This window comes from Collinsella sp. MSK.8.10 (assembly GCF_019041915.1).
In the GTDB taxonomy this organism is placed as follows: Bacteria; Actinomycetota; Coriobacteriia; order Coriobacteriales; family Coriobacteriaceae; genus Collinsella.
The window spans coordinates 642,855-667,284 of record NZ_JAHPYF010000001.1; the positions used below are offsets into that span (position 1 = coordinate 642,855).

17 protein-coding genes and 2 tRNA genes are annotated in these 24,430 nt (G+C 59.7%); 4 read left to right on the forward strand and 15 right to left on the reverse strand.

Annotated elements, in window-relative coordinates:
• The 13 genes from KTF55_RS02835 to rpsF form a co-directional block, all read right to left on the reverse strand.
• Positions 1-477 carry a PTS sugar transporter subunit IIB gene (locus tag KTF55_RS02835; protein WP_006235818.1) on the reverse strand — a complete coding sequence of 159 codons (477 nt, stop codon included), beginning with the start codon at positions 475-477 and terminating at the stop codon, positions 1-3.
• Positions 478-745: 268 nt separating this feature from the next.
• Positions 746-4,060 (reverse strand): carbamoyl-phosphate synthase large subunit, encoded by a 3,315-nt coding sequence (gene carB, locus KTF55_RS02840; protein ID WP_195193236.1) that lies wholly within the window; start codon positions 4,058-4,060, stop codon positions 746-748.
• Between the two features lies 1 nt (position 4,061).
• Positions 4,062-5,501: a glutamine-hydrolyzing carbamoyl-phosphate synthase small subunit gene (carA, locus tag KTF55_RS02845; protein WP_217107377.1), complete on the reverse strand. Its 1,440-nt coding sequence runs from the start codon at positions 5,499-5,501 to the stop codon at positions 4,062-4,064.
• Between the two features lie 206 nt (positions 5,502-5,707).
• Positions 5,708-6,673 carry a hypothetical protein gene (locus tag KTF55_RS02850; RefSeq protein ID WP_161144963.1) on the reverse strand — a complete coding sequence of 322 codons (966 nt, stop codon included), beginning with the start codon at positions 6,671-6,673 and terminating at the stop codon, positions 5,708-5,710.
• A 19-nt stretch (positions 6,674-6,692) separates the two neighbouring features.
• Entirely contained in the window at positions 6,693-8,465 is a 1,773-nt protein-coding gene (locus KTF55_RS02855; protein WP_217107376.1) for an ABC transporter ATP-binding protein, read from the reverse strand.
• An 82-nt stretch (positions 8,466-8,547) separates the two neighbouring features.
• Complete coding sequence (locus KTF55_RS02860) at positions 8,548-9,243, reverse strand: NUDIX domain-containing protein (RefSeq protein WP_195232596.1); 696 nt, start codon at positions 9,241-9,243, stop codon at positions 8,548-8,550.
• Between the two features lie 21 nt (positions 9,244-9,264).
• On the reverse strand, positions 9,265-10,569 hold the full coding sequence (gene purD, locus KTF55_RS02865) for a phosphoribosylamine--glycine ligase (protein ID WP_217107375.1): 1,305 nt from the start codon (positions 10,567-10,569) through the stop codon (positions 9,265-9,267).
• Between the two features lie 118 nt (positions 10,570-10,687).
• Positions 10,688-11,974, reverse strand: a complete 1,287-nt coding sequence (locus tag KTF55_RS02870; RefSeq protein WP_161160904.1) for an adenylosuccinate synthase — start codon at positions 11,972-11,974, stop codon at positions 10,688-10,690.
• 93 nt (positions 11,975-12,067) lie between these two features.
• Entirely contained in the window at positions 12,068-13,465 is a 1,398-nt protein-coding gene (dnaB, locus tag KTF55_RS02875; protein ID WP_006235827.1) for a replicative DNA helicase, read from the reverse strand.
• A 219-nt stretch (positions 13,466-13,684) separates the two neighbouring features.
• On the reverse strand, positions 13,685-14,224 hold the full coding sequence (rplI, locus tag KTF55_RS02880; protein ID WP_022094073.1) for a 50S ribosomal protein L9: 540 nt from the start codon (positions 14,222-14,224) through the stop codon (positions 13,685-13,687).
• A 15-nt stretch (positions 14,225-14,239) separates the two neighbouring features.
• Positions 14,240-14,506, reverse strand: a complete 267-nt coding sequence (gene rpsR / locus KTF55_RS02885; protein ID WP_006235829.1) for a 30S ribosomal protein S18 — start codon at positions 14,504-14,506, stop codon at positions 14,240-14,242.
• Between the two features lie 72 nt (positions 14,507-14,578).
• The gene (locus KTF55_RS02890) at positions 14,579-15,031 is read right to left on the reverse strand and encodes a single-stranded DNA-binding protein (RefSeq protein ID WP_006235830.1); all 453 of its coding nucleotides are present in this window, start codon (positions 15,029-15,031) and stop codon (positions 14,579-14,581) included.
• Positions 15,032-15,079: 48 nt separating this feature from the next.
• A complete protein-coding gene (rpsF, locus tag KTF55_RS02895) occupies positions 15,080-15,373 on the reverse strand; it encodes a 30S ribosomal protein S6 (RefSeq protein WP_006235831.1) in 294 nt (97 codons plus the stop codon).
• A 504-nt stretch (positions 15,374-15,877) separates the two neighbouring features.
• Here rpsF and KTF55_RS02900 point away from each other — a divergent pair.
• The 4 genes from KTF55_RS02900 to KTF55_RS02915 all read left to right on the forward strand — a co-directional run bounded on the left by KTF55_RS02900 (position 15,878) and on the right by KTF55_RS02915 (position 18,420).
• Positions 15,878-15,968: transfer RNA gene (locus tag KTF55_RS02900), tRNA-Ser, on the forward strand.
• Positions 15,969-16,016: 48 nt separating this feature from the next.
• Positions 16,017-16,107: transfer RNA gene (locus KTF55_RS02905), tRNA-Ser, on the forward strand.
• Between the two features lie 370 nt (positions 16,108-16,477).
• Entirely contained in the window at positions 16,478-17,167 is a 690-nt protein-coding gene (locus KTF55_RS02910; protein ID WP_226790508.1) for a trimeric intracellular cation channel family protein, read from the forward strand.
• 107 nt (positions 17,168-17,274) lie between these two features.
• Positions 17,275-18,420 (forward strand): polymer-forming cytoskeletal protein, encoded by a 1,146-nt coding sequence (locus KTF55_RS02915; RefSeq protein ID WP_217107374.1) that lies wholly within the window; start codon positions 17,275-17,277, stop codon positions 18,418-18,420.
• Positions 18,421-18,641: 221 nt separating this feature from the next.
• Here the strand turns inward: KTF55_RS02915 and KTF55_RS02920 are convergent, their stop codons facing one another.
• Together KTF55_RS02920 and KTF55_RS02925 are read right to left on the reverse strand one after the other, a co-directional pair.
• On the reverse strand, positions 18,642-20,324 hold the full coding sequence (locus KTF55_RS02920; RefSeq protein WP_217107373.1) for an isopeptide-forming domain-containing fimbrial protein: 1,683 nt from the start codon (positions 20,322-20,324) through the stop codon (positions 18,642-18,644).
• Positions 20,278-24,030, reverse strand: coding sequence for a Spy0128 family protein (locus tag KTF55_RS02925; protein WP_217107372.1), 3,753 nt, complete (start codon positions 24,028-24,030; stop codon positions 20,278-20,280). The genes KTF55_RS02920 and KTF55_RS02925 overlap by 47 nt, the downstream gene beginning before the upstream one ends.
• Positions 24,031-24,430: the final 400 nt, after the last annotated feature.

The following is a 24,430-nucleotide window of genomic DNA, read 5'->3' on the forward strand; positions in this document are numbered from 1 at the left end:
CTACAAATCAAAACTTGTTACGATGCGTTTTTTCTCGCTAGCAACCTGCCTTACCTCGAACTCGATTCCATCAGCCATGGCTTTCTTAATTTCATTAATATCGGATTGGGAAAGGCGCACAGCAGGGCCAAGCTCCTTTACGCTATCCCCCAACGGTCGAGCGCCGCCTAAATTCACAGACGTTATTTTTGGACACGCACGCGCAACTTCACAGGCGTCATGTACATTTCCCGCAACAACAATTAGCTCGTATTTATCCACCGCGCTTCCGTTAAGGGCCACGATGGAATCTTCTACACTTTTGACAACCAATTTGGCATCAGCGGGTTTTGCAATTCGCAGTGCTTGAATTCGCTCTTTGCTTGCGGCGTACTCATCTGAAACCACAAGAATAGCGTTTGCTTCAAGCGTTGGATACCAAGAGAACACGGTCTGCCCATGCACTAACCGGCTATCGACGCGACACAGTTTAATCATTTTGCCCCTTTCTCGACTTGAACACAGACAATCATCCTTGACTGCTAATGGCATATTACGTCATATGACGTAATATGCCATTACATAATATCTTGAACGGTTGAATATCACCGCTAAATGGTATTTATCTCTAAAAACAGGAGGTGCAATCCGTCTAGACACAGTGCGTCGGGGCGAGAGGGGCCGAGTTTCCTCCTGAGCGACTCTGCTTGCAGCCGGAGCGAAAGGGGGAAACTCGGCCCCTCCCGCCCCGGCCGGACAGCTCGACCTACACCGTGTGCTGTGGCAGGTCCTGCAGGGCGATGACGTCCATGCCCATGTCGTTGGCGCTGCCGTGACCCTGCTGGTCCTCGCGCACGGCCTCGATGGCACTCACGTACGTGTTGGCCGCAGACATCGCCGTCACGCAGGTCACGCCGCGGCGCACCGCCTCGGTACGCAACAGATAGCCGTCGCCACGCGAACCCGGGCCGTACGGCGTGTTGATGATTACCGCAATCTTGCCATCGGCGATCAGGTCACCGATGTTGGGACGCTCGCCGTCGTGCGGGCCGCTAATCTTCTCCACGACCTCGCAGGTCACGTTGCCGCCGCGCAGCACGCGCGCCGTGCCCTCGGTGGAGCAGATATCAAAGCCCAGGTAGCGCAGGATACGCGCGACCGAAAGGATGTGGCGCTTGTCACGGTCGCACACGCTGATGAACACCTTGCCGGCGCTCGGGTCGGGCAGCTTGTAGTCAATCGCCAGCTGCGTCTTTGCGTATGCCTCGGGATAGCTCTTGGCGATACCCATGACCTCGCCCGTCGACTTCATCTCGGGCCCCAGGATAACGTCGGCACCGGGGAAACGACCCCAGGGCATAACGGCTTCCTTCATGCAGAACCAGTCCAGCTGACGCTCGTCGCTCGGCAGGCCCAGGCTCGCGATGGAATCGCCCGCCATGATACGCGCCGCGCACTTGGCCAGCGGTACGCCGGTGGCCTTGGAGATGAACGGCACGGTACGGCTGGCACGCGGGTTGGCCTCGATCACGTAGACGGTCTCGCCCTTGATGGCATACTGCACGTTGACCAGGCCGCGTACGCCCAGCGCCATCGCGATGCGGCGTGTGGTCTCGCGAAGCTTTGCCTGCAGGCTCTCGCTAAAGCTGAACGGCGGGATGCAGGTCGCAGAGTCGCCGGAGTGAATACCGGCCTCCTCGATATGCTCCAGAATGCCGCCGATGTAGACCTCTTCGCCATCGCACAGGGCGTCGACATCGGACTCGATCGCGCCCTCCAGGAAGCGATCGAGGTACACCGGGTAGTCGGGGCTAATGCGCGCAGCCTCGGCCATGTAATCGCGCAGATGCTCGGCATCGTAGGCGATCATCATGCCGCGGCCGCCCAGCACGTAGCTCGGACGCACCAGCAGCGGGTAGCCGATGTGTGCGGCAACGGCCTCGGCCTCCTCAAACGAGGTGGCCTGGCCCGCCGGCGGATACATGATGCCCAGCTTGTCGAGCAGGGCGGCGAAGCGCTCGCGGTCCTCGGCAAAGTCGATGGCATCGGGCTTGGTGCCCATGATGTTCACGCCGCTCTCCTCGAGCATGCGCGCCAGCTTAAGCGGGGTCTGGCCGCCGAGCGTCACCACGACGCCGTCGGGGCGCTCAACATCGATAACGTCCATGACGTCCTCGTAGGTGAGCGGCTCAAAGTACAGGCGGTCGGACGTGTCATAGTCGGTCGAGACGGTCTCGGGATTGCAGTTGACCATGATGGTCTCGAAGCCGCGGGCCGCCAGCGCGTAGCTCGCGTGCACGCAGCAGTAATCGAACTCGATGCCCTGGCCGATACGGTTGGGGCCGGCGCCCAGGATCATCGCCTTGGGCTTGTCCGCCGGCGTGGTCTCGTCGGGAGCCACGCACTTCTTGGCATCCGGGCTCGTGCGGTAGATGTTCTCGTACGTCTTGTAGTGGTACTCCGTGGCGCTCGAGAACTCCGCAGCGCAGGTATCGACCGTCTTCATGCTGGGAACCACGCCCAGACCCTTGCGATAGGCGCGCACAAAGCGCTCGTCCGAGCCGGTCAGCGCGGCGATCTCGGCGTCGCTCGTACCGTACTGCTTGAGCAGGCGCATCGCGTCGGCGTCGATATCCTCCACACGCAGGCCGCGGATGCTCTCCTGGACCTGCACCATATCGTTGATACGGTTGAGGTACCACGGATCGATGCCGCAGATGGCATGGATGCGAGCGATGTCCCAGCCACGGCGCAGGGCCTCGACCACAAAGAAGATGCGATGCTCGGTCGGGGTTGCCACGGCCTGAGCAAGCTCGTCGTCGCTCAGCTTGTCAGCACCCTCCTTGCCACCGGCGCAGATGCCCTGGTGACCGTCCTCCAGCGAGCGCATGGCCTTGCCAAAGGCCTCCTCAAAGGTGCGGCCGATCGCCATAATCTCGCCCACGGCCTTCATGCGCGTGGTGAGCGTAGGATCAGTACCCTTGAACTTCTCGAAGGCAAAGCGCGGCACCTTGACCACGCAGTAGTCGATCGTGGGCTCAAAGCAGGCGGGCGTTGCCTTGGTGATGTCGTTGACGATCTCGTCGAGCGTGTAGCCCACAGCCAGGCGCGCGGCGGCCTTGGCAATGGGGAAACCCGTGGCCTTGGAGGCCAGCGCGGACGAACGGCTCACGCGCGGGTTCATCTCGATGACGATCAGGCGGCCGGTGTTGGGGTTCACGGCAAACTGCACGTTGGAGCCGCCGGTCTCGACGCCGATCTTCTCCAGAATGGCGAGCGAGGCCACGCGCATGCGCTGATACTCAAGGTCGGAGAGCGTCTGCGCCGGCGCCACGGTGATGGAGTCGCCGGTATGCACGCCCATGGGGTCGAGGTTCTCGATGGAGCACACGATGATGCCGTTGCCGGCGTGGTCACGCATGACCTCCATCTCGTACTCTTTCCAACCCTCGATGGACTCCTCGACCAGCACCTCGTGGGCGGGCGAGAGTTCCAGGCCCTGGCTCACGATGGAGACGAGCTCCTCGTGGGTGTGAGCGATGCCGCCGCCGGCGCCGCCGAGGGTAAAGCTCGGGCGCAGTACGCAGGGATAGCCCACGCGCTCGGCGATGGCCTCGGCGTCGGCCACGCTGTAGGCATAGCCCGAGCGCGCGACCTCCAGGCCGATCTCGGCCATGGCCTCGTTAAAGAGCTTGCGATCCTCACCGCGCTCGATGGCGGCAAGGTCGCAGCCGATCATCTCGACGCCATACTTGTCGAGCGTACCGTCCTTTGCCAGCTCGACGGCGGCGTTCAGACCGGTCTGGCCGCCCAATGTGGGCAGCAGCGCGTCCGGGCGCTCTTTCTTGATTACGCGCTCGATAAACTCGGCGGTGATGGGCTCGACATAGGTGCGGTCGGCAAGACCCGGGTCGGTCATGATGGTCGCCGGATTGGAGTTGACCAGGATGACCTCAAAGCCATCCTCCTTGAGCACCTTGCAGGCCTGGGCGCCGGAGTAGTCGAACTCACATGCCTGGCCAATAACGATGGGGCCCGAACCAATGACAAGGATGCGCTTGATGTCAGTACGTTTCGGCATGTTAGTTCTCCTCGGTCTCGGTCGCGGCGGTCTCGGCGAAATTCCAGCCAGCCAGGCGGTCCTTCGCGGTGTCGATGTCCAGGTAGTTCTCCTCGCCGTCCATGAGTCGCGTAAAGGCGGTAAAGAGATAGTGGGCATCGGTGGGGCCAGGCGAAGCCTCGGGGTGGTACTGGACCGAAAAGCACGGGGCGTCGAGCAGTTGGATGCCCTCGGCGGTGCCGTCGTTGAGGTTCACATGTGTTAGGCGAATGCGGCCAAAGCGCTCGTTCATCACGACCGGCGCGATTCCGCGGCGCACCCAGACGCGCAGATCTCCATCGGCCGCATGCTCGGTCTCGCCGCCGGAAAGCTCGGGGACAAGCTTGCCCAAGCTGGGGAACAGCAGGCCAAAGCCATGGTTTTGCGCGGTGATCTCCACGCGACGGCTTACCAGGTTCATGACCGGCTGGTTGCCACCGCGGTGACCGAACTTAAGCTTTTCCATCTGGGCGCCGCAGGCCAGGCTGATCATCTGGTGACCAAGACAAATACCAAAGACCGGCACCTTGCCGATCAGCTGCTGCACCTGCTCGTAGGTCTCCACCACGGCGTCGGGGTCGCCGGGGCCATTGGACAAAAAGACGCCGTCGGGATTCATGTCGAGCACCTGCTGAGCGGGCGTATCCCACGGCACGACGGTAAGGTCGCAGCCGGCGCGGACCAGGCCCTCCAGAATGCCGCGCTTCACACCGCAGTCGTAGGCGACCACTTTGTGACGGGCAGGAGCGGCAGCAGCAAGTGCAAAGTCATGCGTGGCAGGCAGGTCGGCGGCCACAAACTCGTGAGGCGCGGGGCAGCTCACGGTCTTGACCAAATTCTCGCCCACCAGCGTCGGCGCTGCGGCCAAACGCTCGGCAAGCTCATCGACATCGAAGATCTCGGTCGAGACAATGCCCATCTTGGAACCATTGTCGCGCAGATGGCGCACCAGAGCGCGGGTGTCGACACCCTCGATAGCGACGATGCCGTGAGCGCGCAGGTACTCCGGCACGCTGACGGCCGAGCGCCAGTTAGAAGGCGTGGCGCACATATCGCGAGCGATCATGCCGCGCATAGCCGGAGCGCTCGCAGGGCGCACGGCGTCGCCGGGGAAGGCCGACTGGACGTCGGTCTCGTCGATACCGTAGTTGCCGATCTGCGGATAGGTCATGGTTACGATTTGGCCGGCATAACTCGGGTCGGTCATGACCTCAAAGTAGCCCTCGAGCGAGGTGTTGAAGCAGACTTCGCCGGTCGCGGTGCCCGCGGCGCCGCATGCACGTCCATAAAAAATGGTCCCATCCTCAAGATACAGGATGCAGGGACCGCAGGTGCCCTTGCTGGTTTTGGCCAGCATACGCTGGCAAAGCTCGCTGGGCGCGAAGGTGCGGGCGGCAGCGCCCGCGGTATGGTTGTTCGCCATAATTCTCCTTCCCGGTCTCACAGGACCGGCTTAAAGGTGTGTAGTTAGGCCTCGCGGTATTGTAACCGCAAGCATGCCTCATGGCGTTAATTTCATCGAAATGTTTACGAAATGATAATTATGACTTTCTATGCATAATGTTTTTTAATCCCCGTCCCAGAAAAATCATCCCGCGGGGCTTGTGGCTCACGCGGGATGATGGCGTCTTACTTTTTCTTGTCCTGTTCCAGCAGATCGGACGGTGAGCGATCGGGCTTGCCGCCGCGGAAAATCTCGCGGCCATGCAGACGATGCTCCAGGTCACGTTCGGTCTTTTCCTCGTCAATCTTGGTCTGGCTCACCACCGGGTCCTCAATCAACGACGACACCGAGTTCACCTGTTTTTGAATGCGCTCGGCGATGGTGTCATCCATACTCACGATGCGCATCTTCCAGTCGATATTCGTGGCGTTGGATGAGCTCTTGGTCCACACGAACGTCAGGATGGCGCTCTGGTGGCCGTGGGCGGGAAACATGCCAAAGAAGGAATCGTGCTGAATGTTGCTATCCTCGTCGATATAGGCGTGAACGTTATACACCACGCGGTCGATCTTATCGTTGAGCAGCGCGTTGGTCGCAAGCGCCGCGGCCTGGATCTGGCCATTGGACAGCAGCTCGAGCTCGTTGGTAGACGATGTGTCCAACACCGTCACCTCGACCGTGCCCGTACGTTCATCGGCTTCATCGACGGTAAAGTCGAGTGGGAACTGCGTAAAGCCGTTGCCCCACTCAAGGCCGCCCTTCAGCGCCGTCGAAACGGTATCGACCGAAACGCTCTCGGACAGGTTGGCGGTGTTCAGACGACGCATCACGCCGTAGCCGACCTGCATGCCCACGATCAACACCAAAATACCGATGACCACGGCCATCGCGGTCTTCGTAATGGTATGACTCACCTGCGAACCCGAAGGATCGTCCTCGGACAGCGGGTCGATATGTTTTGCCTGGCTCGCGCGGTCCTCGCTGCGCAGCTGCGCTAGCGCCGCTTTGTCACCGCGCTTGGCCGCAGCCTCCTTCTCACGCATGCGCTCGGTTCGCTTTTTGGCAAGCGTGGGATCCAAGACACCGGATGCATCGATTTCGGAGAATAACTCCGTCACTTCTTCCGGAGTCAAAGGGTTCTTGTCAGCCATAAACTTCCTGTCATATCAATCAGTCGAGCTCGTGCGCACGCGCACCTTCGAACTGCATTCGATAGTAACGGGCATAGGTGCCGACACGGGCGAGAAGCTCCTCGTGCGTGCCACGCTCCACAACGCGACCATGCTCAACGGTCGCAATCTCATCGGCATGTTTAATAGTCGAGAGGCGGTGGGCGATGATAATCGTGGTGCGGCCGCGTGCCAGCTCTTCGAGCGACTCCTGGACTGCCTCCTCGCTCTCGTTATCCAAAGCACTCGTCGCCTCGTCCAAAATCAGGATCTTGGGGTTCTTGAGAAACACGCGCGCGATGGCAACGCGCTGCTTCTGTCCGCCCGAAAGACGGCTGCCGCGCTCGCCCACGACCGTGTCATAGCCCTGTGGAAGCGACTCGATAAAGGCATCGATGTTGGCGCGACGGGCGGCCCCGGCGATCTCTTCCGCTGTAGCGCCCGGCTTGCCGTAGGCGATGTTCTCGCCAATCGTACCGTCAAACAGATAGACATCCTGCTGCACCAGGCCGATGGCACGGCGCAGGCTCTGCTGCGTCACATCGCGCACGTCTTGGCCGTCGATGCTAATGGATCCGGCAGCCACGTCATAAAAGCGCGGCAGCAGCGAACAGGTCGTGGACTTGCCACCGCCCGAAGGGCCAACCAAAGCGATGGTCTGCCCGGGTTTGATGGACAGGTCCATATGGTCGATAACGGGACGCTCGTCGGCATCGCCCTCGCCCAGCTCGACATCCTCGTAGTTAAAGCACACGTCGTGATACTCCACGGCGCCGGCAGTCACCTGCAGATCCGTGGCGCCCGGCTTGTCCTGGATATCCGGCGCGGTCGAGAGCACCTCGTCCATACGCTTAAAGCCGGCGATAGCCTTCTGATACGTTTCGGCCGAATTGACGAGTGTCTCGAGCGGCGTGCAGAACAGCGAAATGTAGAGCGCGAAGGTCGCCATATCGACCGCCTGCAGCTGTCCCTGGGCGACCAGCCAGCCGCCCAGCAGCACCACGATCACATAGAGCACACCCGAGAGCAGGCCATACGTCGCGGTATAGACGCCCATGGCGTGATACATGTTCTCCTTGGACGAAAGGTAGCGATTGTTGGAGGCGCGGAACTTGAAGCGTTCGGTCTCCTCATTGGCAAAGCTCTTGACCACGCGCATGCCCGCCAGCGAATCCTGCAGCTGCGCATTGATGCCGCTGATTTTTTTGCGGTTGTCGCTAAAGACCTCGCGCATGCGCATGTTCTGCCAAAACATGATGACCGCAAACGCCGCCGTCACCACGGCCATGGCGAGCGCCAGCACAGGGGCGATGGTAAAGAGAATCACAAACGAGCCGATAATCTCGATGCCGCAGATGATGATCCACTCGGGCACGTGGTGCGCCGCCTCGCAGATATCGAACAGGTCGTTGACCACGCGGCTCATCATGTCGCCCGAGCTGTTGCGGTCGAAGTACGCAAAGCTAAAGCGCTCATACTGGTCGAACAGGTCCTCGCGCATCTTGGACTCCATGCGCGCGCCCATCACGTGGCCCCAATAGCTCACAAAGTAGCGGCAGGCGCAGCGGACGGCATACATCAACACCAAGCCCACCGCGATCATGCCGAGCGCCTGCATAATGGCAGCCTGACCCTGAGTAAACAGCCCACCGGTCAAATTGCGCAGAATAATGGGGAACGCCAGGTCAATGGCGGCAAGCACCAGAGCACAAACAGTATCAGCAACAAAAAGCCCCATCTGGGGCTCGTAATACGAAAGAAACCTCTTCAGCATGTGATCCTCAAAGAAATATCAGCAACGTAAGGCCCTGGGACAAAGCAATCAGTAGTACTTGCCCCAGGGCTATCCCCGCTCGTTACAGTTCAGCACCACCCAAGCGGTGCGCGATGCTGTCGCAAGCTAAGGCGCCTACGACGGTCTTGGCGTCTTCGATCTTGCCGTCGAGTACGGCGTCGATCAGCTCGTGCAGCGGCACCAGGTCCACGTTGACAAACTCGTCATCATCGGGGTTGGGCGCATCAAACTCGAGCTTGGTAGCCAAGTAGATGTGGATAATCTCATCGCAAAAACCGCAGGACGTGACAATCGACGTCAAAAAGCGAATACGACCAGCCCTAAAGCCCGTCTCCTCATGCAGTTCGCGCTTGGCGCAATCGAGCGGGTCCTCGCCTGGATCGAGCTTGCCGGCAGGAATCTCGACCGTCACGCGGTCGATGGCGGTGCGGTACTGACGCACCAGTACGATCTTGCCGCTCTCGGTCAGTGCCACAACGGCCGCCGCACCCGGATGGCGAACGATATCGCGGGCGCTGCGGTGACCGTTGGGCAGCTCAACCTCAAGACGGTGGACGTCGAGGATCTTGCCCTTCCAGGCACACTCCTCCGAAAGAATCTTCTCGTGCAGCTCGGCATCGTGCGGGTCGTCGTCGCCCAGCACCAGCGCCGGCTCGTCAGCGACCTCGCCACCAGGCTCGCCCTCGGCGTGCCCATACATGCGGCTGTCCTCTTCGACGATCTGCGCGTCCACGAGCTCTTCGTTCTTCTCGTCCATCCGTCTCATTCCTCTCGGATTTTAGGCATCCCAGGCGTCGCGGCCGCGCAGCGCGCGCAGGCCGATGTCGTGACGCAGGGTCTTGCCCTCAAAATCAATCTTCTCGCAGGCCTCGTAGGCAAGGTTGCGAGCGTTCTCGAACGTGTCGCCCAGAGCGGTCACGGCAAGCACGCGGCCACCATTGGTCACGAGCTGGCCGTCCACCACGGCAGTGCCCGCGTGGTACACGGTCACGTTCTCCATGGCCTCGGCATCCTCAATACCGGTGATGACCTTGCCTTTCTCGTAGCTGCCGGGGTAGCCCGCGCTCGTCAGGACAACGGCCACGGCCCACTCGTCACGCCAGTCGAGCTCAATCTGATCGAGCTTGCAGTTGGCGCAGGCGAGCATGACCTCGACCAGGTCGTTCTTAAGGCGCGGCAGCACGACCTGCGTCTCGGGGTCGCCAAAGCGGGCATTGAACTCCAGCACCTTGGGCCCGGCAGGCGTGAGCATAAAGCCGCCGTACAGGCAGCCGCGGTAGTCGATGCCCTCGGCAGCAAGCTCGGCAACGGTCTGTTCCATGACCTTCACCATGGTGGCGTGCTCCTCGTCGGTCACGATGGGCACCGGGCTGTAGACGCCCATGCCGCCGGTGTTGGGGCCCTTGTCGCCCTCGAGCGCGCGCTTGTGGTCCTGCGAGGTAGCCATGGGGCGCACGGTCTTGCCGTCGGTAAAGGCCAGCAGCGAGCACTCGGGGCCAACGAGCATCTCCTCGATAACCACGGTGTTGCCGGCATCACCAAAGGTGCCGCCAAAGCACTCGCGCACGGCCTCCTCGGCCTGCTCAAGTTCGGTCGCCACGATAACGCCCTTGCCCGCGGCAAGGCCGTCGGCCTTGACGACCAGCGGGGCGCCCTGCTCGCGCACGTAGGCGAGAGCCGAAGCCTCGTCGGTAAACGAACCATAGGCTGCCGTCGGAATGCCCGCACGCTCCATGAGCTGCTTGGAGAACAGCTTGGAGCCCTCCATCTGGGCGCCCTCGGCACCCGGGCCAAAGCAGGGAATACCCGCCGCGCGCACGGCGTCGGCCACGCCCGCCACGAGCGGAGCCTCGGGGCCAATTACCACGAGCCCGCATCCGTGGCTCTGCGCAAACGCCGCCACGGCCGCAGGATCGCAGTCGTCGAGAACAACGTTCTCGCCGCAGCTCGCGGTGCCGCCGTTGCCCGGCGCAATGTAGAGCTTGCCGGCGCGCGGTGATGCTGCGAGCTTGGCTGCCAAAGCATGCTCACGGCCGCCGCTGCCCAACAACAGGATGTCGATGGTTTGAGTGTCCGCCTTCAAGGGTGCCTCCTCTATGGATGAATGGCCCGCTCCGCGCGAGCCCCTTGCAAGCAAATATACCCCTCGGCCGCCCGCCCGGGCTGCAAAGGGGTATATCGCAATAACCAAATAGTCCCGATTACTTCCAGAATCGGTTGATGATCTGCTCGCGACCAGCGCCAACGCCAATGAACGTCACGCGGGTGTGTGCCAGATCCTCGATAAACGCCACGTAGTCCTGAGCCTCCTGCGGCAGCTCGTCAAAGCTGCGGCAACCGGTGATGTCGCACTTCCAGCCAGGGAGCTCCTCGTAGATGGGCTTGGCATGCTCAAAGCGCACCTGATGCTCGGGCACGCTGGTGTAGCGCTCGCCATCGACGTCGTAGGCCACGCATACCTTGATGGTGTCGAAGGCCGAAAGCACGTCGAGCTTGGTCACGGCGATGTCGGTGAGGCCGTTGACGCGCGAGGCATAGTTGGCGATAGGGCCGTCAAACCAGCCGCAACGACGACGGCGACCGGTGGTCACGCCGTACTCATAGCCCTCCTCGGTCAGCGTGTGGCCAGCCTCGGACTCATAGGAAAGCTCGGTGGGCATGGGGCCCGAACCGACGCGGGTGATATAGGCCTTCATGACGCCCAGCACACGGTCGACATTCTTCATGCCCACGCCGGAGCCGGTGATGGCGCCGCCGGCGGTGCAGTTGGAAGACGTCACGTACGGATAGGTGCCGTGGTCGATGTCGAGCAGCGTCGCCTGGGCGCCCTCAAACAGCAGGTTCTTGCCCTCATCGATCATGTTGTTGAGCAGCAGGCTCGTCTCGGTGATGTAGGGGCGCAGGCGCTCGGCCATCGGCAGGTACTCGTCGCAAATCTGGTCCACGGTGTAGGTGGGCAGGTTGTAGATGAGCTCGAGCTCGGGGTTCACGCGAGCGAGAGCGGTCTCCAGCTTGTCGCGGAACAGCGCCTCATCCAGCATGTCCTGCATGCGCAGGCCAATGCGAGCCATCTTGTCCTGATAGCACGGACCGATGCCACGCTTGGTGGTACCGATGTTCTTCTTGCCGAGCTTCTGCTCAAAGGCGCCATCCAGATCAATGTGGTACGGCATGATGACATGCGCGTTGCCGCTAATCTTGAGGTTCTTGGTGGTGATGCCGTCGGCCTCGAACATGTCGATCTCCTCAAGGACAACCTTGGGGTTGACGACGCAGCCGTTACCGATCACCGACACGTGGTCGGAATACATGATGCCGGAGGGCACCTGGTGCAGGCCGTACTTCTTGCCGTTGACGACGATGGTGTGGCCGGCGTTGTTGCCTCCCGAGTAGCGCACGACGGCATCGAAGTCGCCGGCGACCAGGTCGCAAATCTTACCCTTGCCCTCATCGCCCCACTGGGCACCGACCAAAACGGTTGACGGCATGTTTACTCCTTACATTCATGGACTGTCTGCGCGCCACGCCGGCACGCAGAAGCACAAAACATTCCCAGTATACCCGTGCAACGGGCGCCTGTCCTACTCCTCGGCATGTGCCCCATCAAGCTCATAGAACTTGGTAGATGCCGGCAGGAACATCAGGTCGACGTCGCCGATCGGGCCCGAACGGTTCTTGGCCACGACGATACGCGTAACGCCCTCGTCGGGTCGATCGTCGCGCGAGGCTTCGGCCTCGTCGGCGGAGCGGTCCAAGAACATAACGATATCGGCGTCTTGCTCGATGGAGCCCGATTCACGAAGGTCGGAAAGCTGCGGGCGCTTGCCGGTACGGGATTCGACCTGACGCGAGAGCTGTGACAGCGCGATGAGCGGGATCTTGAGCTCCTTGGCCATGATCTTAAGACCACGCGACATCTCCGAAACCTCGACGGTACGGCTCTCGGAGCGGCGTCCCGGTGGAGGACTCACCAGCTGCAGGTAGTCCAGGATGATGATTGCCTTCTCCTTGTTATGGAGCATGCGGCGGCTCTTGGCGCGAATCTCGGTCACTGTGGTGCCGGGCGTATCGTCAATCAGAATATCGAGCTTGGACAAGGTCTGCGTGGCCTCGTTGATATTGGCCCACTGCTCGGGGCTAATGCGACCCATGCGGAAGTCACTGATCGAGATCATGGCGTAGGCGCAAATCAGACGCTGGGCAATTTCCTTGCCCGACATCTCCAGAGAGAAGAAGCCGACGGTATAACCGGCAGCGGCAGCGTTGAGCGCCAGATTCAGAGCGAACGACGTCTTACCCACGGCAGGACGGGCGCCGATAATGATGAGCTGACCCTCGCGAAAACCCATGAGCATGCGGTCGAGCGACGGGAAGCCCGTGGGCACGCCCGCAGCCTGGCCACCGGCCTGGCACACTTCCTCGGCCTCGTTATAGGCCTCGACCATAAACTCGGTCAGCGTCTTGTAGCTCGACTTGACCTCGCGCGCCGTAACCTTGAGCAGCTTGCTCTCGGCCAGCTCCACGACCTCTTTGGTGTCGGTAGGGGCGTTATAAGCCAGCGCGTTGATCTCGTTGGTGGCGCCGATCAGCTCGCGCAGCATCGAATCGCGACGAACGATGGCGGCATGGTGCTGCCAGTTGACGAGCGACAGGGTCTGACCCATCAACTCCAAAATGTACGCTTCGCCGCCCACGGCATCGAGTTTGTTGATGCTTCGCAGGTAATCGATCAGCGAGATGGAGTCGATGGGAATGCGGCTGTTGTACATATCGACCATCGCGGTATAGATGGTCTTATGAATGGGCCGGTAGAAGTCATCGGGCTGCAGCTCGACCTGGGCCTCTTCGACCACCTCGGGCGATAGCAGCATAGCGGCCAGTACATTGGCCTCTGCATCTTGGTTTTGGGGAAGACCCAACTTTGAGCCGCGGTCCTCGACCGTCAGCCCGGTCTCCCTATCGTCATATGCCATGAGCATCCTCATTCATATCGCTTGCGAGCATCCATAGTATCAGCCACGGTCCCAAAACGCGCCGCGCGCCGCCAATCATCACCGAACCAAACGGATGAACGGTCCTGTATATAGGACTTCGACGCAACGTTTACCATGACACTCACTCAGCGCAAAAAAACAAAAGGGCGCCCTGGTTTCCCAGAGCGCCCTTCTTAGAACAAGATTGTTGCGTTGCAGCAAATGCTACTCGGCAGCAGCCTCAGTCTCGACCTCGGCGGTCTCGGCCTCGGCGACCTCAGCGGCCTCCTCGACCTCAGCCTCGGCAGCGAGCTCCTCGGCGGTAACGCCAACGAGAACGACAACCTCGGCCTTGATCTCGCGGTACAGCGAGATGGCAACGGTGTGGGCACCGGCAACCTTGATGGGCTTACCGAGCTCGACGCGCTTGCGGTCGATGTCCATACCGAGCTGAGCCTTGATGGCGTCAGCGATCATAGCGGCAGTAACGGAGCCAAAGAGGATGCCCTCGTCGCCGACCTTGACGTCAACGGTGACCGTCTTGCCCTCGAAGGCAGCCTTGGTCTCGTTGGCGGTAGCCAGACGGACGGCCTCGCGCTTGGCGATGTTGTTGCGACGCTCGTCAAGCTGCTTGAGGTTGCCCTTGGTGGCGGCAACAGCGAGCTTCTTGGGGAACAGGAAGTTCTCAGCGTAACCCTGAGCGACCTCTACGACGTCACCCTCGCCGCCCTTGCCCTTGATCTCATCGAGAAGAATAACCTTCATGATGCGTCTCCCTTCTTAGCCGCGGTCGCGGTTGCCACGAGAGGAAACCACGGGGACGGTGTACGGCAGGAGAGCCATCTCGCGGGCGCGCTTGATGGCGTTGGCGATGTCATGCTGATGCTGCGTGCAAGCGCCAGTGACACGACGGGGCTTAATCTTGCCACGATCGGTCATGTACTTACGGAGAAGCTGAGTATCCTTATAGTCGATGAACTCAGTGTTCTCCTTGCAGAACTGGCAGTACTTACGACGCGGCTGACGTGCAGAAAAATCATTAGCCATGTCAAAATACCTTTCATTTGGCAACTTCGGCGAACCGAAGCCGCCTCTCACTCAAAAATAGGTGAACAACCCTTAGAACGGGATGTCCTCATCGTAGACGTCGACCGCGGGCGGCGTAGCCACCGGCGCGGCAGGACGTGCTGCGGGCGCGGGAGCTGCGGGGGCGTAACCGCCCTGGTCGTAGCCACCCTGGCCACCACGGGAGCTCATAAACTCGATCTCATCGACGATGACCTCAAGCTTGCTCCGGCGCTGGCCGTCGCGCTCCCAAGAGCTGTAGCGCAGCTTGCCCTCGATCGCGACCTTGTTTCCCTTTGCCAGGAAACGGCTCACGGCCTCGGCGCGGGTGCCGAACATAGTGCAGTCGACAAAGTTGGGATAGTCCTCCCACTCGCCAGTCTGCGCGTTGCGGCGACGATCGTTCACGGCGACGCCAAAGGACAGAACCTGGGTTCCGCCGGCGGTGGCGCGCAGCTCGGGATCGCGGGTGAGGTTACCGGTGATGTTCACTCGATTGATGCTCATAACTCACTACTTCCTCTTGGGGCACAAGCCCAGTCCAAAACGACAGTCTTACTCCTGGTCGTCGCGACGGACGATCATGTGGCGGACCACAGCGTCGGTGATGCGCAGGACGCGATCAAGCTCGGCGATCTGGGTAGGATCTGCGTGGAAGTTGATGAGGGTGTAGTCACCATCGGTGAGGTCGTTGATCTCGTAGGCGAGCTTGCGCTTGCCCCACTCGTCAACGGAGTCGACCTTGCCAGCGCCCTCAGCGATCGTGGTATCGATACGCTTCATAACAGCGAGACGAGTCTCGGGGTCGAGCGACGGGTCAACAAAGAACAGCAGTTCATAAGCCTTCATATTGTCACCTCCTCTGGGCAAATGTGGCTTCAGGTCGTGAAGGTGCGCCTGAAGCAGGAAAAGACTTGGTAATAATATCTTTCAACCTCCCAGGCCGCAAGAATATGCAGCTACAACCTCATGACCTCCACATATGCCAATGCTCGCACCACGTTTCATGCGCATTCCAACCAAATGCCGACCAAGAGCTTGACGGATTTGTGGACAAGATACGACGCCGCGGGGACAAGCTGAGCCAAGCCGCAGGTCAACGGGCACAAGGCCGTGGTCGCAAAATGCATACCAGTGGTCCACAGCACCACCCAAAGATTTTTAAATTCATTGCCAAGTCGCTTATGAATACCCCTTTTGAACAATTGAGTTAATCAACCACGCTGGTCGGAAGCCGTTTTTTGGCACCTCAAACCCCACTGCAACGACAAGCGCAGCCAAGCGTTTTAAAAAATGCCAACTTTTCTGTTTGCACTTTGCGATTCCTCGTGTATACTGACTTTCGCATTTAACGGAGAGTTGTCCGAGTGGCCGAAGGAGCACGATTGGAAATCGTGTAGGCGTCAAAAGCGTCTCCAGGGTTCAAATCCCTGACTCTCCGCCAGTTAATTCCAAAGCAGGCCTTCGAGCCTGCTTTGTTTTTACCCCACGCGGAGGGGTGGCAGAGTGGTTGAATGCGGCGGTCTCGAAAACCGTTTGGCCTGTATAAGGTCACGAGGGTTCGAATCCCTCCTCCTCCGCCATTTTGGTTGAGAAGGCTCCCAAGAATGGGAGCTTTTTTGTTTTGAGTCCCTAACAAGCAAATACGGTGGAGGAGGAGGGATTCGAACCCGCCACGGGCGCGGAGCGTAAAGAAAACGCGCCCGTGGCGCGTTTTTAGCGCAGCGCGGTCGGCGTAAGCCGACCGGATAAATTTTGAGCAAAGCTCAAAATTTGGACATCCCTCCTATTCAGCCACACCCCCATCGCGTTCAGCATCAACCCAGATCCCCAAACATGGGACCTGCGCCCGCACCCGGTCCCGACCGTTTACCGAGCAATAGGGTCGCCACGCCCGCCAACCATGTACTATGTACGGGCATTGTCTAAACCCACAATCAGAAGGACCCCATCTTGCCCGTCGTCGCCGCTATGACCATTACCTCACATGCATCGGATGCCATGGTCGCCATTCCGTTTTGGCTCGAGATGTTCGCTGTTGTCGCTGCATCGATCTCGGGTGTGCTGGTTGCGCGCGAGCACAAGCTCGACCTGGTGGGCGCGGTCGCGCTCGCGGTGGTCTGCGGTCTGGGCGGCGGTCTTTTGCGCGATATGACGCTGCAGGTGGGCAACGTCTACATCCTCAACCAGCCGATGGCGCTGCCACTTTCCATTGCCACGGCAGCCATCATCTATATTTTCCCGGCAATCGTCGACAAACCCGAAAAACTCATTCCCCTGCTCGACATCATCTCGGTCGGCATCTACGCCGCCACTGGAGCAGACAAGGCGCTGGTCTACGGCTTTGCGCCGGCGGTGTGCATCATGATGGGCTTTTTCACCGCGGTGGGCGGCGGCATGTTGCGCGACGGCTTTATGGGCGTGGTTCCGGGCATTTTCCAACGTACTAACTTTTATGCCATCGCCGCCATCGCCGGATCGACAAGCTATGTGTGTCTCGTTATGAGCGGCATCATGAGCAATGTCGCCGCGCTGGTCGTATGCGTTGTCGTGACCATGGGTCTGCGCTGGCTCTCGCTGCGCTTTGACATCAAAAGCCCCACCGAAGAAGATATCGCGCGCTTCTTGCACCGTAAAAAGTAGACAGCACGGCACGACCCTTCGAAATGCAACCGAGAGGTTCTTTTAGAGCGCCCGCACGTTGGGTACCCTGTTAGGTATATGCCGAACACCTAACAAAAGGATCAACCATGGCTTTCAATCAAACCGCGGCGGCGCCGTCACACAAGATGCGTCGCTGCCTGCTTATGGCATTCGCACTCATCGCTCTGGCGATCACCGCGCTTCCCACGGCGTCGTTCGCCAGCACGGACACCGCAGGCAACGTACTTGCGACCGACAATGACGCCAATCCGTCCGGCGTCGAAGGTGACCTGTACTGGGCAGGTCAGGCCCTCAACTTGGACGATACGTCCATCGACCGCGATATCATCGCCGCGGGCGATACCCTCTCAATTCGCGACTGCACAGTGGGCGGCGCCATTCGTCTTGCGGCGCGCACGATTGATATCGCCCAGACCACGGTTGATGGCAGCGTGACCGTTGCTGGCCAGCATGTCGTTCTCAATTCCGACAGCACCGCCAACTGTTTCTACGCGATAGGCGAGACGGTTGCCTTGCGAGGCTCCACCAAGTCGGCAGCGCTTGCGGGCGATACGGTGACCATCGATGGCACCGTCGAGGGCGATGTCGAGGTTTGGGCCGACAAGCTCATCCTGGGCAAGAACGCCCATATCACCGGCACCGTGAACGCGCACGTCTCCGAGGACCCCGAGCGCGCCGCGGGAGCCGAGGTCGGCGCACTCAAGATCGACCGCACCGAGAACGAGGATACTTCCACCGTTAACGATGTCATCGGCGGTATCGTCGCCGCGGCACTCTCGACCTGCTTTGTCGCTCTGCTGCTCGAGCTCGTCTTTCCGCGTGCGACTGCCAGCGCCGCCGGTATGCTCCACCAGCGCCCCATGCCCCTGTGGGTGAGCGGTCTTCTGGGCACGATTGCTATCGTCCCCGCCGTCCTACTGCTAATTATCTCTATCGCTGGTCTGTCGCTTGCCGGAGCCCTCATGTGCGGTGTTATTGGCATCGCGCTGGTGTCGAGTGCCTTTGCAGGGTGCGCGATCGCGCGCATGGTCGGACACAGCCAGAACCGCTACGCCATGGCAGCCGCTGGTGGCGTAATCGCAGGCGCCCTCACGGGGCTTCCCCTCGTAGGCGGCTTCATCAGCGGCGTGGCCTTTGTCTTTATGCTCGGCTACATCATCCAAATCATCTGGCACAACGCCCACCTCAAGCCGCAGCAGCCGGCTAACACGCCAGAGCTTCCCACCGCTTAGCAGCCGATCACCACAAAGGGGCCAGGCACCTTTGTGGTGGTGCAAAGGGGTCAGGTTACTTTGCAACAACAAACGAGGCGGGGCACTCGGTCATATCGACCGGGTGCCCCGCTTTTCTTGGAGGGTTCTCTAGTAACTTTTTCAAAACCAATGATCATCAGGTCGGTAGGCCTGCGCGTCACTCATTACGGAGGCAGTACGCCAGTGAGCATGAAAGGCAATTATTTTTCACGACGACCGCCTCCCCGCTTGATGACGAGCCCGACAACAATAGCCGCCACTCCGATGGCAGCCAAAGCCGCCACCAGCACCAACGTTCTATCTCCCGTCGAGGGTATAAAGCCACGACTTGCTTCTTTGCTCGGGGTGTTGAGCACCGACAGCTCAATCGAACCCGTCCCGGCATCGGCGGTATCAACCCGCAGAGGGCTTTCGGCCGACACGGTCACCTTGAGCTTCGCGGCCGCCACCTGCTTAGCGTCCAATCCCTCAGACGTAACCGTTACCGTTCGTTTGCCCTCAAAGGCGGTGTATCCCTTGGGAGCCGCGGCCTCCTCGACGGTGTAGACACCCGCGTCCACACCGCTCAATTCCGCGTGGCCGTCCGCGCCCGTGGTGACGCACGCGTCAGCATCCGTCGACCACGAGCCGTCGGTCGTTAGGATGCGCCCGCGGTCATCGATGATGCGCAGTTTGGCACTCGCGAGCGGTTTATCGTCCGAGCTCGAGCGCTTGATGAGGCTGAGTCCCCAGGTATAGGCCGTGGCGTCATCACTCGGCGTATGGGTGAATCCGGCATCGCCGGACTGGTCGACGAGGGGAGAGCGCGGGTAACGCAGGTAGACCTCGTTGGGGTTGCCCTTGGTGGCGCCTCGATTGCAGTTGGCCCCCAACGGCGCATTGTAGACAGCAACCACGCGGGCGCCCGCGGCAAAGGCGTCAGCCCCGCCGAGCGCGGCGATGAGGTCGCCGGTGCGCACGGTGAAGGCATTGCCCTCGACCGAGACCTTGCACTGTGAAGTAATGTCTGTCCACCCTTTAACCGGCGTCGAGTTGGCGTTGCCGCCCTCACATGCGACGGCGTCGAAGCCGCCGTCCGCGCCCGCCGCCACGTACACGCGCACGCTCGCGGCCACCTTGGAGGGGTCGAGCCCCGCACTCATGGTGTCGACGAACTGTACCGTATAGGTGTCGTACGCCGTGAGCCCCGCCGGGACCGTGGCCGAGAGGCGCCAGTACAGGTCGTCGGCAACCGTGACGTCGGCGGCCTTCTGCCAGGCGGCGGTGCTGTCCTCCAGCACGTGTTTTTGGACCTTGGGGGTCGCCGCCTTAGGCTTGACGGTAACGGCGCTGCCGCCGACCAGGGTCATGATCGGCGCGGTGCCGGCCTCGCCCTGGGCGATGGCGTCGCCGTCGGCGACGATGAGCCAGTAGCCGCAGGGCAGCTCGGCCGCCGTGCCCGCGTTAAGGGCCACGGAAGTTGCGTCGGCATTGCAAATCGCGCGGGCAAGCTTTGCCGTCAGCGCGGTCGTCATATGCCCGTCGGCATTCATCCACTCGGCAGTCTCTTGCGCCGCCGATGCCGAGCCATCAAGCCCCGCATCATGAAGCACGGGAAGAACGGCTTGACGAACCGCGCCATTCGCCCACGTTACGTCAGTTGCAATTTTATGGCCAGCATCGTCATCATCGATAACTGTCGCCGAAAAGAGCTGGTACGCGTCATACCGCGTCGCGACTGTACCGTCCACCGTAATGGCACCGGTGTCGGCAGCACGAGCCGTCCTGGGCAGCATCGCAAAAGAGAACATAGCGACCGTAGCTATCGTCGCGACGGCCAACAAGCGGCACCAAAGCCTACTCACGGCGACCACCTCGATCTTGATCGCGATGGCGGTGAGCATGCATCCATGTCGCGGCAAAGCACAGCAGCGAAGCGCCAGCCAGATACGTCATAGTCAAGCCGGCACCGCCTGCCTCGGGAAGCGTGGTCGAGTATCTGTTGGTAAAAGTCGGCGGGGTCGAAGAGCCATTGTCGTAGGTGACGGTGGCGACGAGATTCCTCTCACCGTTGTCCACCTTAACCGTGACCTTGTGCTGGGTCCTGTCGTAGGTGATGTGGTCCTTGACGTTGTTCTCGGCGCCCTCGGGGACGACCTCAGAGATGGTATAAGTATAGGTATCGGCCTTGTTGTAGTCGACGTTGAAGGAGACGTTGCCCATGGCATCGTTGGTCACCGTTTGGAGCACCCTGTCCTTGTCATCCTTGAGCGCGAACGAGAACTGACCTTCCTTGAACGTTCCGCCTGCGAGCACCTTCTCTGCGTTAATAACCGCCTTGCCCGTCATGCGGTTGTCGTAGACCCAGATCTCGTCCTTCTTTGTATCGTCGATGATCTCCGCACCGTCGACGATGTCCTTTGCCTTAGTTAGCGCAGCCTGATAATCCTTGTCGCTCGCGCTGCCCTTGAGCATGATCCACGTGGGATCGGCCTTGGCATAGCCAACAGGCGCCTTGGTCTCCACGAGCTGATAGAGCACGCAATTACTCATCTTCTTGTCGCTTGTGCCGAACGAGATTTTGCCGTTGGCGTCGGTGGGGACGTCGATCGCGGCCTCGTCAAACGGCGTTCTGGCGTTCTCTACATTTCCGTCATCCGCAACCTGGCCCATATCCACGCTGTAGAGTGTGAACTTCGCCCCCTCGAGCGTCGCGCCGACCTGCTGGGCGTCGTACTTGGTCATCGTGATGCTGTAGCCGTTGCCGCCCGCGCTGGCGGACGCATTTTGAATCTTCCATTTTTGCTCGTCGACCGCCGAACCCTCCGTCACCCCCGCAAGCTCGGCGGTGTTGGAAAGGGACACCTCTTCGCCGGGGTTTCCGGTCGGGATAACCTCATACTCGACCTTGAGGTATTTCCCGTCGGGCACCTCAAGAGTCAACTTCGTACGCGAGCCAGATTCATCCTTGACTTGCTCCATCTTCGACGAATAGTCCTTATCAGCCAGCGGTGACCAGGCACCATTCACCTGCTCATAGACCTTAAACGTCGACGGCACCAGCGCGCACTTGGCATCCATGGTATCGACGAGCTCAAGGAAGTCGGTGCCATTTTTAAGGGCAACGGCAGACTCGTTAACAAGAATGGTGTATTTGATGCGATTGCTATTGGCAACCTGCTCGCCGGACTTTTTGATGACGTTGTTCTTAATGATGACGTCACCTTTACCGGAATCGAACTTTTTAACTCCTGACCCCGCGCTGGCCTTGTTGGTGAACTTCACCTCGTTTGTGGAGGTATCGAGCTCACCGCGCTTGACCGCCGTCTTGTACGTGAGCTTTGCGTAGCCGGCATAGCTTTCAAGCTCAGTCGTGGGGATGGAGAAGGTGACCGTATTGCCGTTGCGGCTGACGTTGTCGGCGGCGAGCGTCCGACCCGTAACGACCTCCTTGGCCTCGCCTCCGCGATGAAGCCCCGTATGTTTATCATAGGGGTTCTGCACGAGCGTATACTTTGCGGAATTCGCAACATAGCTCATACCATCCGGAAGGCTATCAACGATATTCAGCGGTTTCCCGCCCAGCTTTCCAGCTCCATAGTATTCGAACTCGCCATTTGCGCCCTTATTACCCTTTTGGCGGTTTGCATACACCGTCCAGTCGACGATCCAGGCGCCCTTCTCATCCGAGCCGTCAACGGTATGCCAATCGAAGTTCTCAACCCAAGACACCTTCGACTCCGCTTCCGGCTTCTCGACCGCGGGCATCGTTTCTCGGTTGACAACGTACTTGATGGGTTCGGTGAACGGCCACTGTAGTCTCAGGCCCGGCGCTTCGACCGCTGCGAAGTTTGAGTACCAGCCCGACAGCGCTTCTGATGTGGTGTCATAGGTGATAACGGCGTAGTCCTCGTTCTCGAGAGCGGCTTTCACGTTGTCGGTAACGATGATTTTGAGGTCGTAGTTTTTCTTTGTTTCATTACCCGGATAGCTGGTCGTTGGTCTCCAGTCGGTGCCCGGAACCAGCTCGGTATTGCCGATTTTAATGGTAATGGAGCTTTCGTCGACACCAAGTTTCTGCGACCATGCCGACTGAAACGTGTCCTTCACCGTCACCTCGCCTGGATGGGCCGCATTGACGATCGCCTTCAGCGCGACCCTCGTCTCCCACGTCGCCCTGCCCGTCGTCGCCGCCTCATCGTATCTCACGAGCCTCTTGGTGATCGGCACAACACCCGTCAGCTGCGGCGTGAAACTGCCATCATCCGTACCGGAAACGGAACCTTTGCGCTCGATGGTCGCGCTGTTGCGCACGGTGTCGTACGAGTTCGTATCGTTCATCTTGGTGTGATAAACGATGCAGTAGGTGGCATATTTATCGTTAAGGTTGTCCGGGAACGTATAGGAAAAGGTATCTTTCGACGAATCAAGAGCACGCTCGTAGATCTTGACTCCATCCGATTCTGACGTACCTTTGTAAACCATGTAACTCCCCGTATACGTTTGTTTAGCGTCCAACTTATCGGTGAACTTGTAGCCACTCATGTCAGCCTTGAGCTCGCCTTGGTTGAGTTTGACTGTCCATGCGATGTCGGACGGGGTGCCCTTGCCCGTCTTCTGAATCATGTCATAACGGAAGCTGCTGGGTGCGACGCCCTCAATCTTGCCGCTAGGACGATCGCCGACGCCCCACTCCCAGGCTGCTGTGTTTTTGGATGCAGGTTGATTGTGGATGAACTCTCCGTTTTTCGCGGAGATATCTCTCTTCAGCTTGGTTTCATACGTAATCGTATGGACACCTTGGGGAAGGCTGCCCAAGTTCTCGATGGTCGCGGTCTGACCTTCGATTTTTGGCTGCGATCCAATCGTCTTGTTATCGAGCTTAAAGCTGTCTTTCACAAATTCGAAGTTGGCGCCCAGCGTATCGGTGAACTTGACATTCGTGGCATATGACTCGACGGTGAGTTTAACGGTCCAGGTCACCTTGGCCACGCCGTCGGCGCCCTGGGAGAAGGCCCCCGACTTCTCCCCCGTGACATTGCCGTCCTTGGTGGGGATATTGATCGTTCCCATACCGGGGAACACGACAGATGCGTTGCCACCAGAACCGACATCCTTGTTTTTAAGCTGGAACGAGAAGTTCGCCGCGACATGAACGTCTGCGGGATTGGACGAGAGCCACGCCTCGTCAAACGTAAAGATAACCTTGTTGCCCTTGATCTTCCATGTGCCAGCCTTGGCGGCGGTAGCCTCCGGACCCTCCATGAGGTCGCCACCGTCGTTATCGTCGACGACAATGGTATCGAGAAACTCATAGACAGCGATGTTATTCCCGGGCTTAGGCTCCTTGCCGGTGTTGAACATTGCCGAGAAAGCTCCATAGAGCTTCGAAGTAGACGTTACAGCGCTATCGAGCTTTTGAGTATGGCTCTCGTCGGTAAACAGCCCAACCGTAACGTCCGCCGTCGTCCCATCAATCACAATCGGCGTCGGCGTGCTCACGTCCTCGGCGCGCACGGGGGCTGCGCCGTGAAAAACTGCGGCGGTGAGGCTAATTAGAATAAAGATCAGGGCCGCCATACCCAGCGACCGTGAGCGGTGTGCGTCCATAGTTGTCCCCTAATTCCTACAACACAGTGTGGAATACGGCGAATCGTCGGATCGAACACAAGCCCCAACATCAACGAGAACCTACCTAGCGCATTGCAAGAACCCATTGGGGAGCACCTTCTAAGACGGTTCGTCTATGCCACAATGCATAAAATAATATATAGATACCAATCATGTAAACCGCAGGTCAATAGGTCTTTTAATTTAATACCAGTTGATATTTATCTGTTAACAGTTTTGCATCATACCGGCTATATTCAGTGGAATTATGTATATGTTTAAACAACTTAACTTTGGTTGGAAAGCCGATTGGGGGGGATAGCCGCCCCAGCTGTGGTGCAAACGAACCCGTCCCCTTACATCAGAACCACCCTTAAAAAGGGTGGTTTGCTCTTAGGGT

What these genes read in the sequence shown, in the direction of transcription:
- KTF55_RS02835 (WP_006235818.1), bottom strand. Translation starts at nt 477, where the DNA reads ATGATTAAACTGTGTCGCGTCGATAGCCGGTTAGTGCATGGGCAGACC.
- carB (WP_195193236.1), bottom strand. Translation starts at nt 4,060, where the DNA reads ATGCCGAAACGTACTGACATCAAGCGCATCCTTGTCATTGGTTCGGGC.
- carA (WP_217107377.1), bottom strand. Translation starts at nt 5,501, where the DNA reads ATGGCGAACAACCATACCGCGGGCGCTGCCGCCCGCACCTTCGCGCCC.
- KTF55_RS02850 (WP_161144963.1), bottom strand. Translation starts at nt 6,673, where the DNA reads ATGGCTGACAAGAACCCTTTGACTCCGGAAGAAGTGACGGAGTTATTC.
- KTF55_RS02855 (WP_217107376.1), bottom strand. Translation starts at nt 8,465, where the DNA reads ATGCTGAAGAGGTTTCTTTCGTATTACGAGCCCCAGATGGGGCTTTTT.
- KTF55_RS02860 (WP_195232596.1), bottom strand. Translation starts at nt 9,243, where the DNA reads ATGGACGAGAAGAACGAAGAGCTCGTGGACGCGCAGATCGTCGAAGAG.
- KTF55_RS02870 (WP_161160904.1), bottom strand. Translation starts at nt 11,974, where the DNA reads ATGCCGTCAACCGTTTTGGTCGGTGCCCAGTGGGGCGATGAGGGCAAG.
- dnaB (WP_006235827.1), bottom strand. Translation starts at nt 13,465, where the DNA reads ATGCTCATGGCATATGACGATAGGGAGACCGGGCTGACGGTCGAGGAC.
- rplI (WP_022094073.1), bottom strand. Translation starts at nt 14,224, where the DNA reads ATGAAGGTTATTCTTCTCGATGAGATCAAGGGCAAGGGCGGCGAGGGT.
- rpsR (WP_006235829.1), bottom strand. Translation starts at nt 14,506, where the DNA reads ATGGCTAATGATTTTTCTGCACGTCAGCCGCGTCGTAAGTACTGCCAG.
- KTF55_RS02890 (WP_006235830.1), bottom strand. Translation starts at nt 15,031, where the DNA reads ATGAGCATCAATCGAGTGAACATCACCGGTAACCTCACCCGCGATCCC.
- rpsF (WP_006235831.1), bottom strand. Translation starts at nt 15,373, where the DNA reads ATGAAGGCTTATGAACTGCTGTTCTTTGTTGACCCGTCGCTCGACCCC.
- KTF55_RS02915 (WP_217107374.1), top strand. Translation starts at nt 17,275, where the DNA reads ATGGCTTTCAATCAAACCGCGGCGGCGCCGTCACACAAGATGCGTCGC.
- KTF55_RS02920 (WP_217107373.1), bottom strand. Translation starts at nt 20,324, where the DNA reads ATGCTCACCGCCATCGCGATCAAGATCGAGGTGGTCGCCGTGAGTAGG.
- KTF55_RS02925 (WP_217107372.1), bottom strand. Translation starts at nt 24,030, where the DNA reads ATGGACGCACACCGCTCACGGTCGCTGGGTATGGCGGCCCTGATCTTT.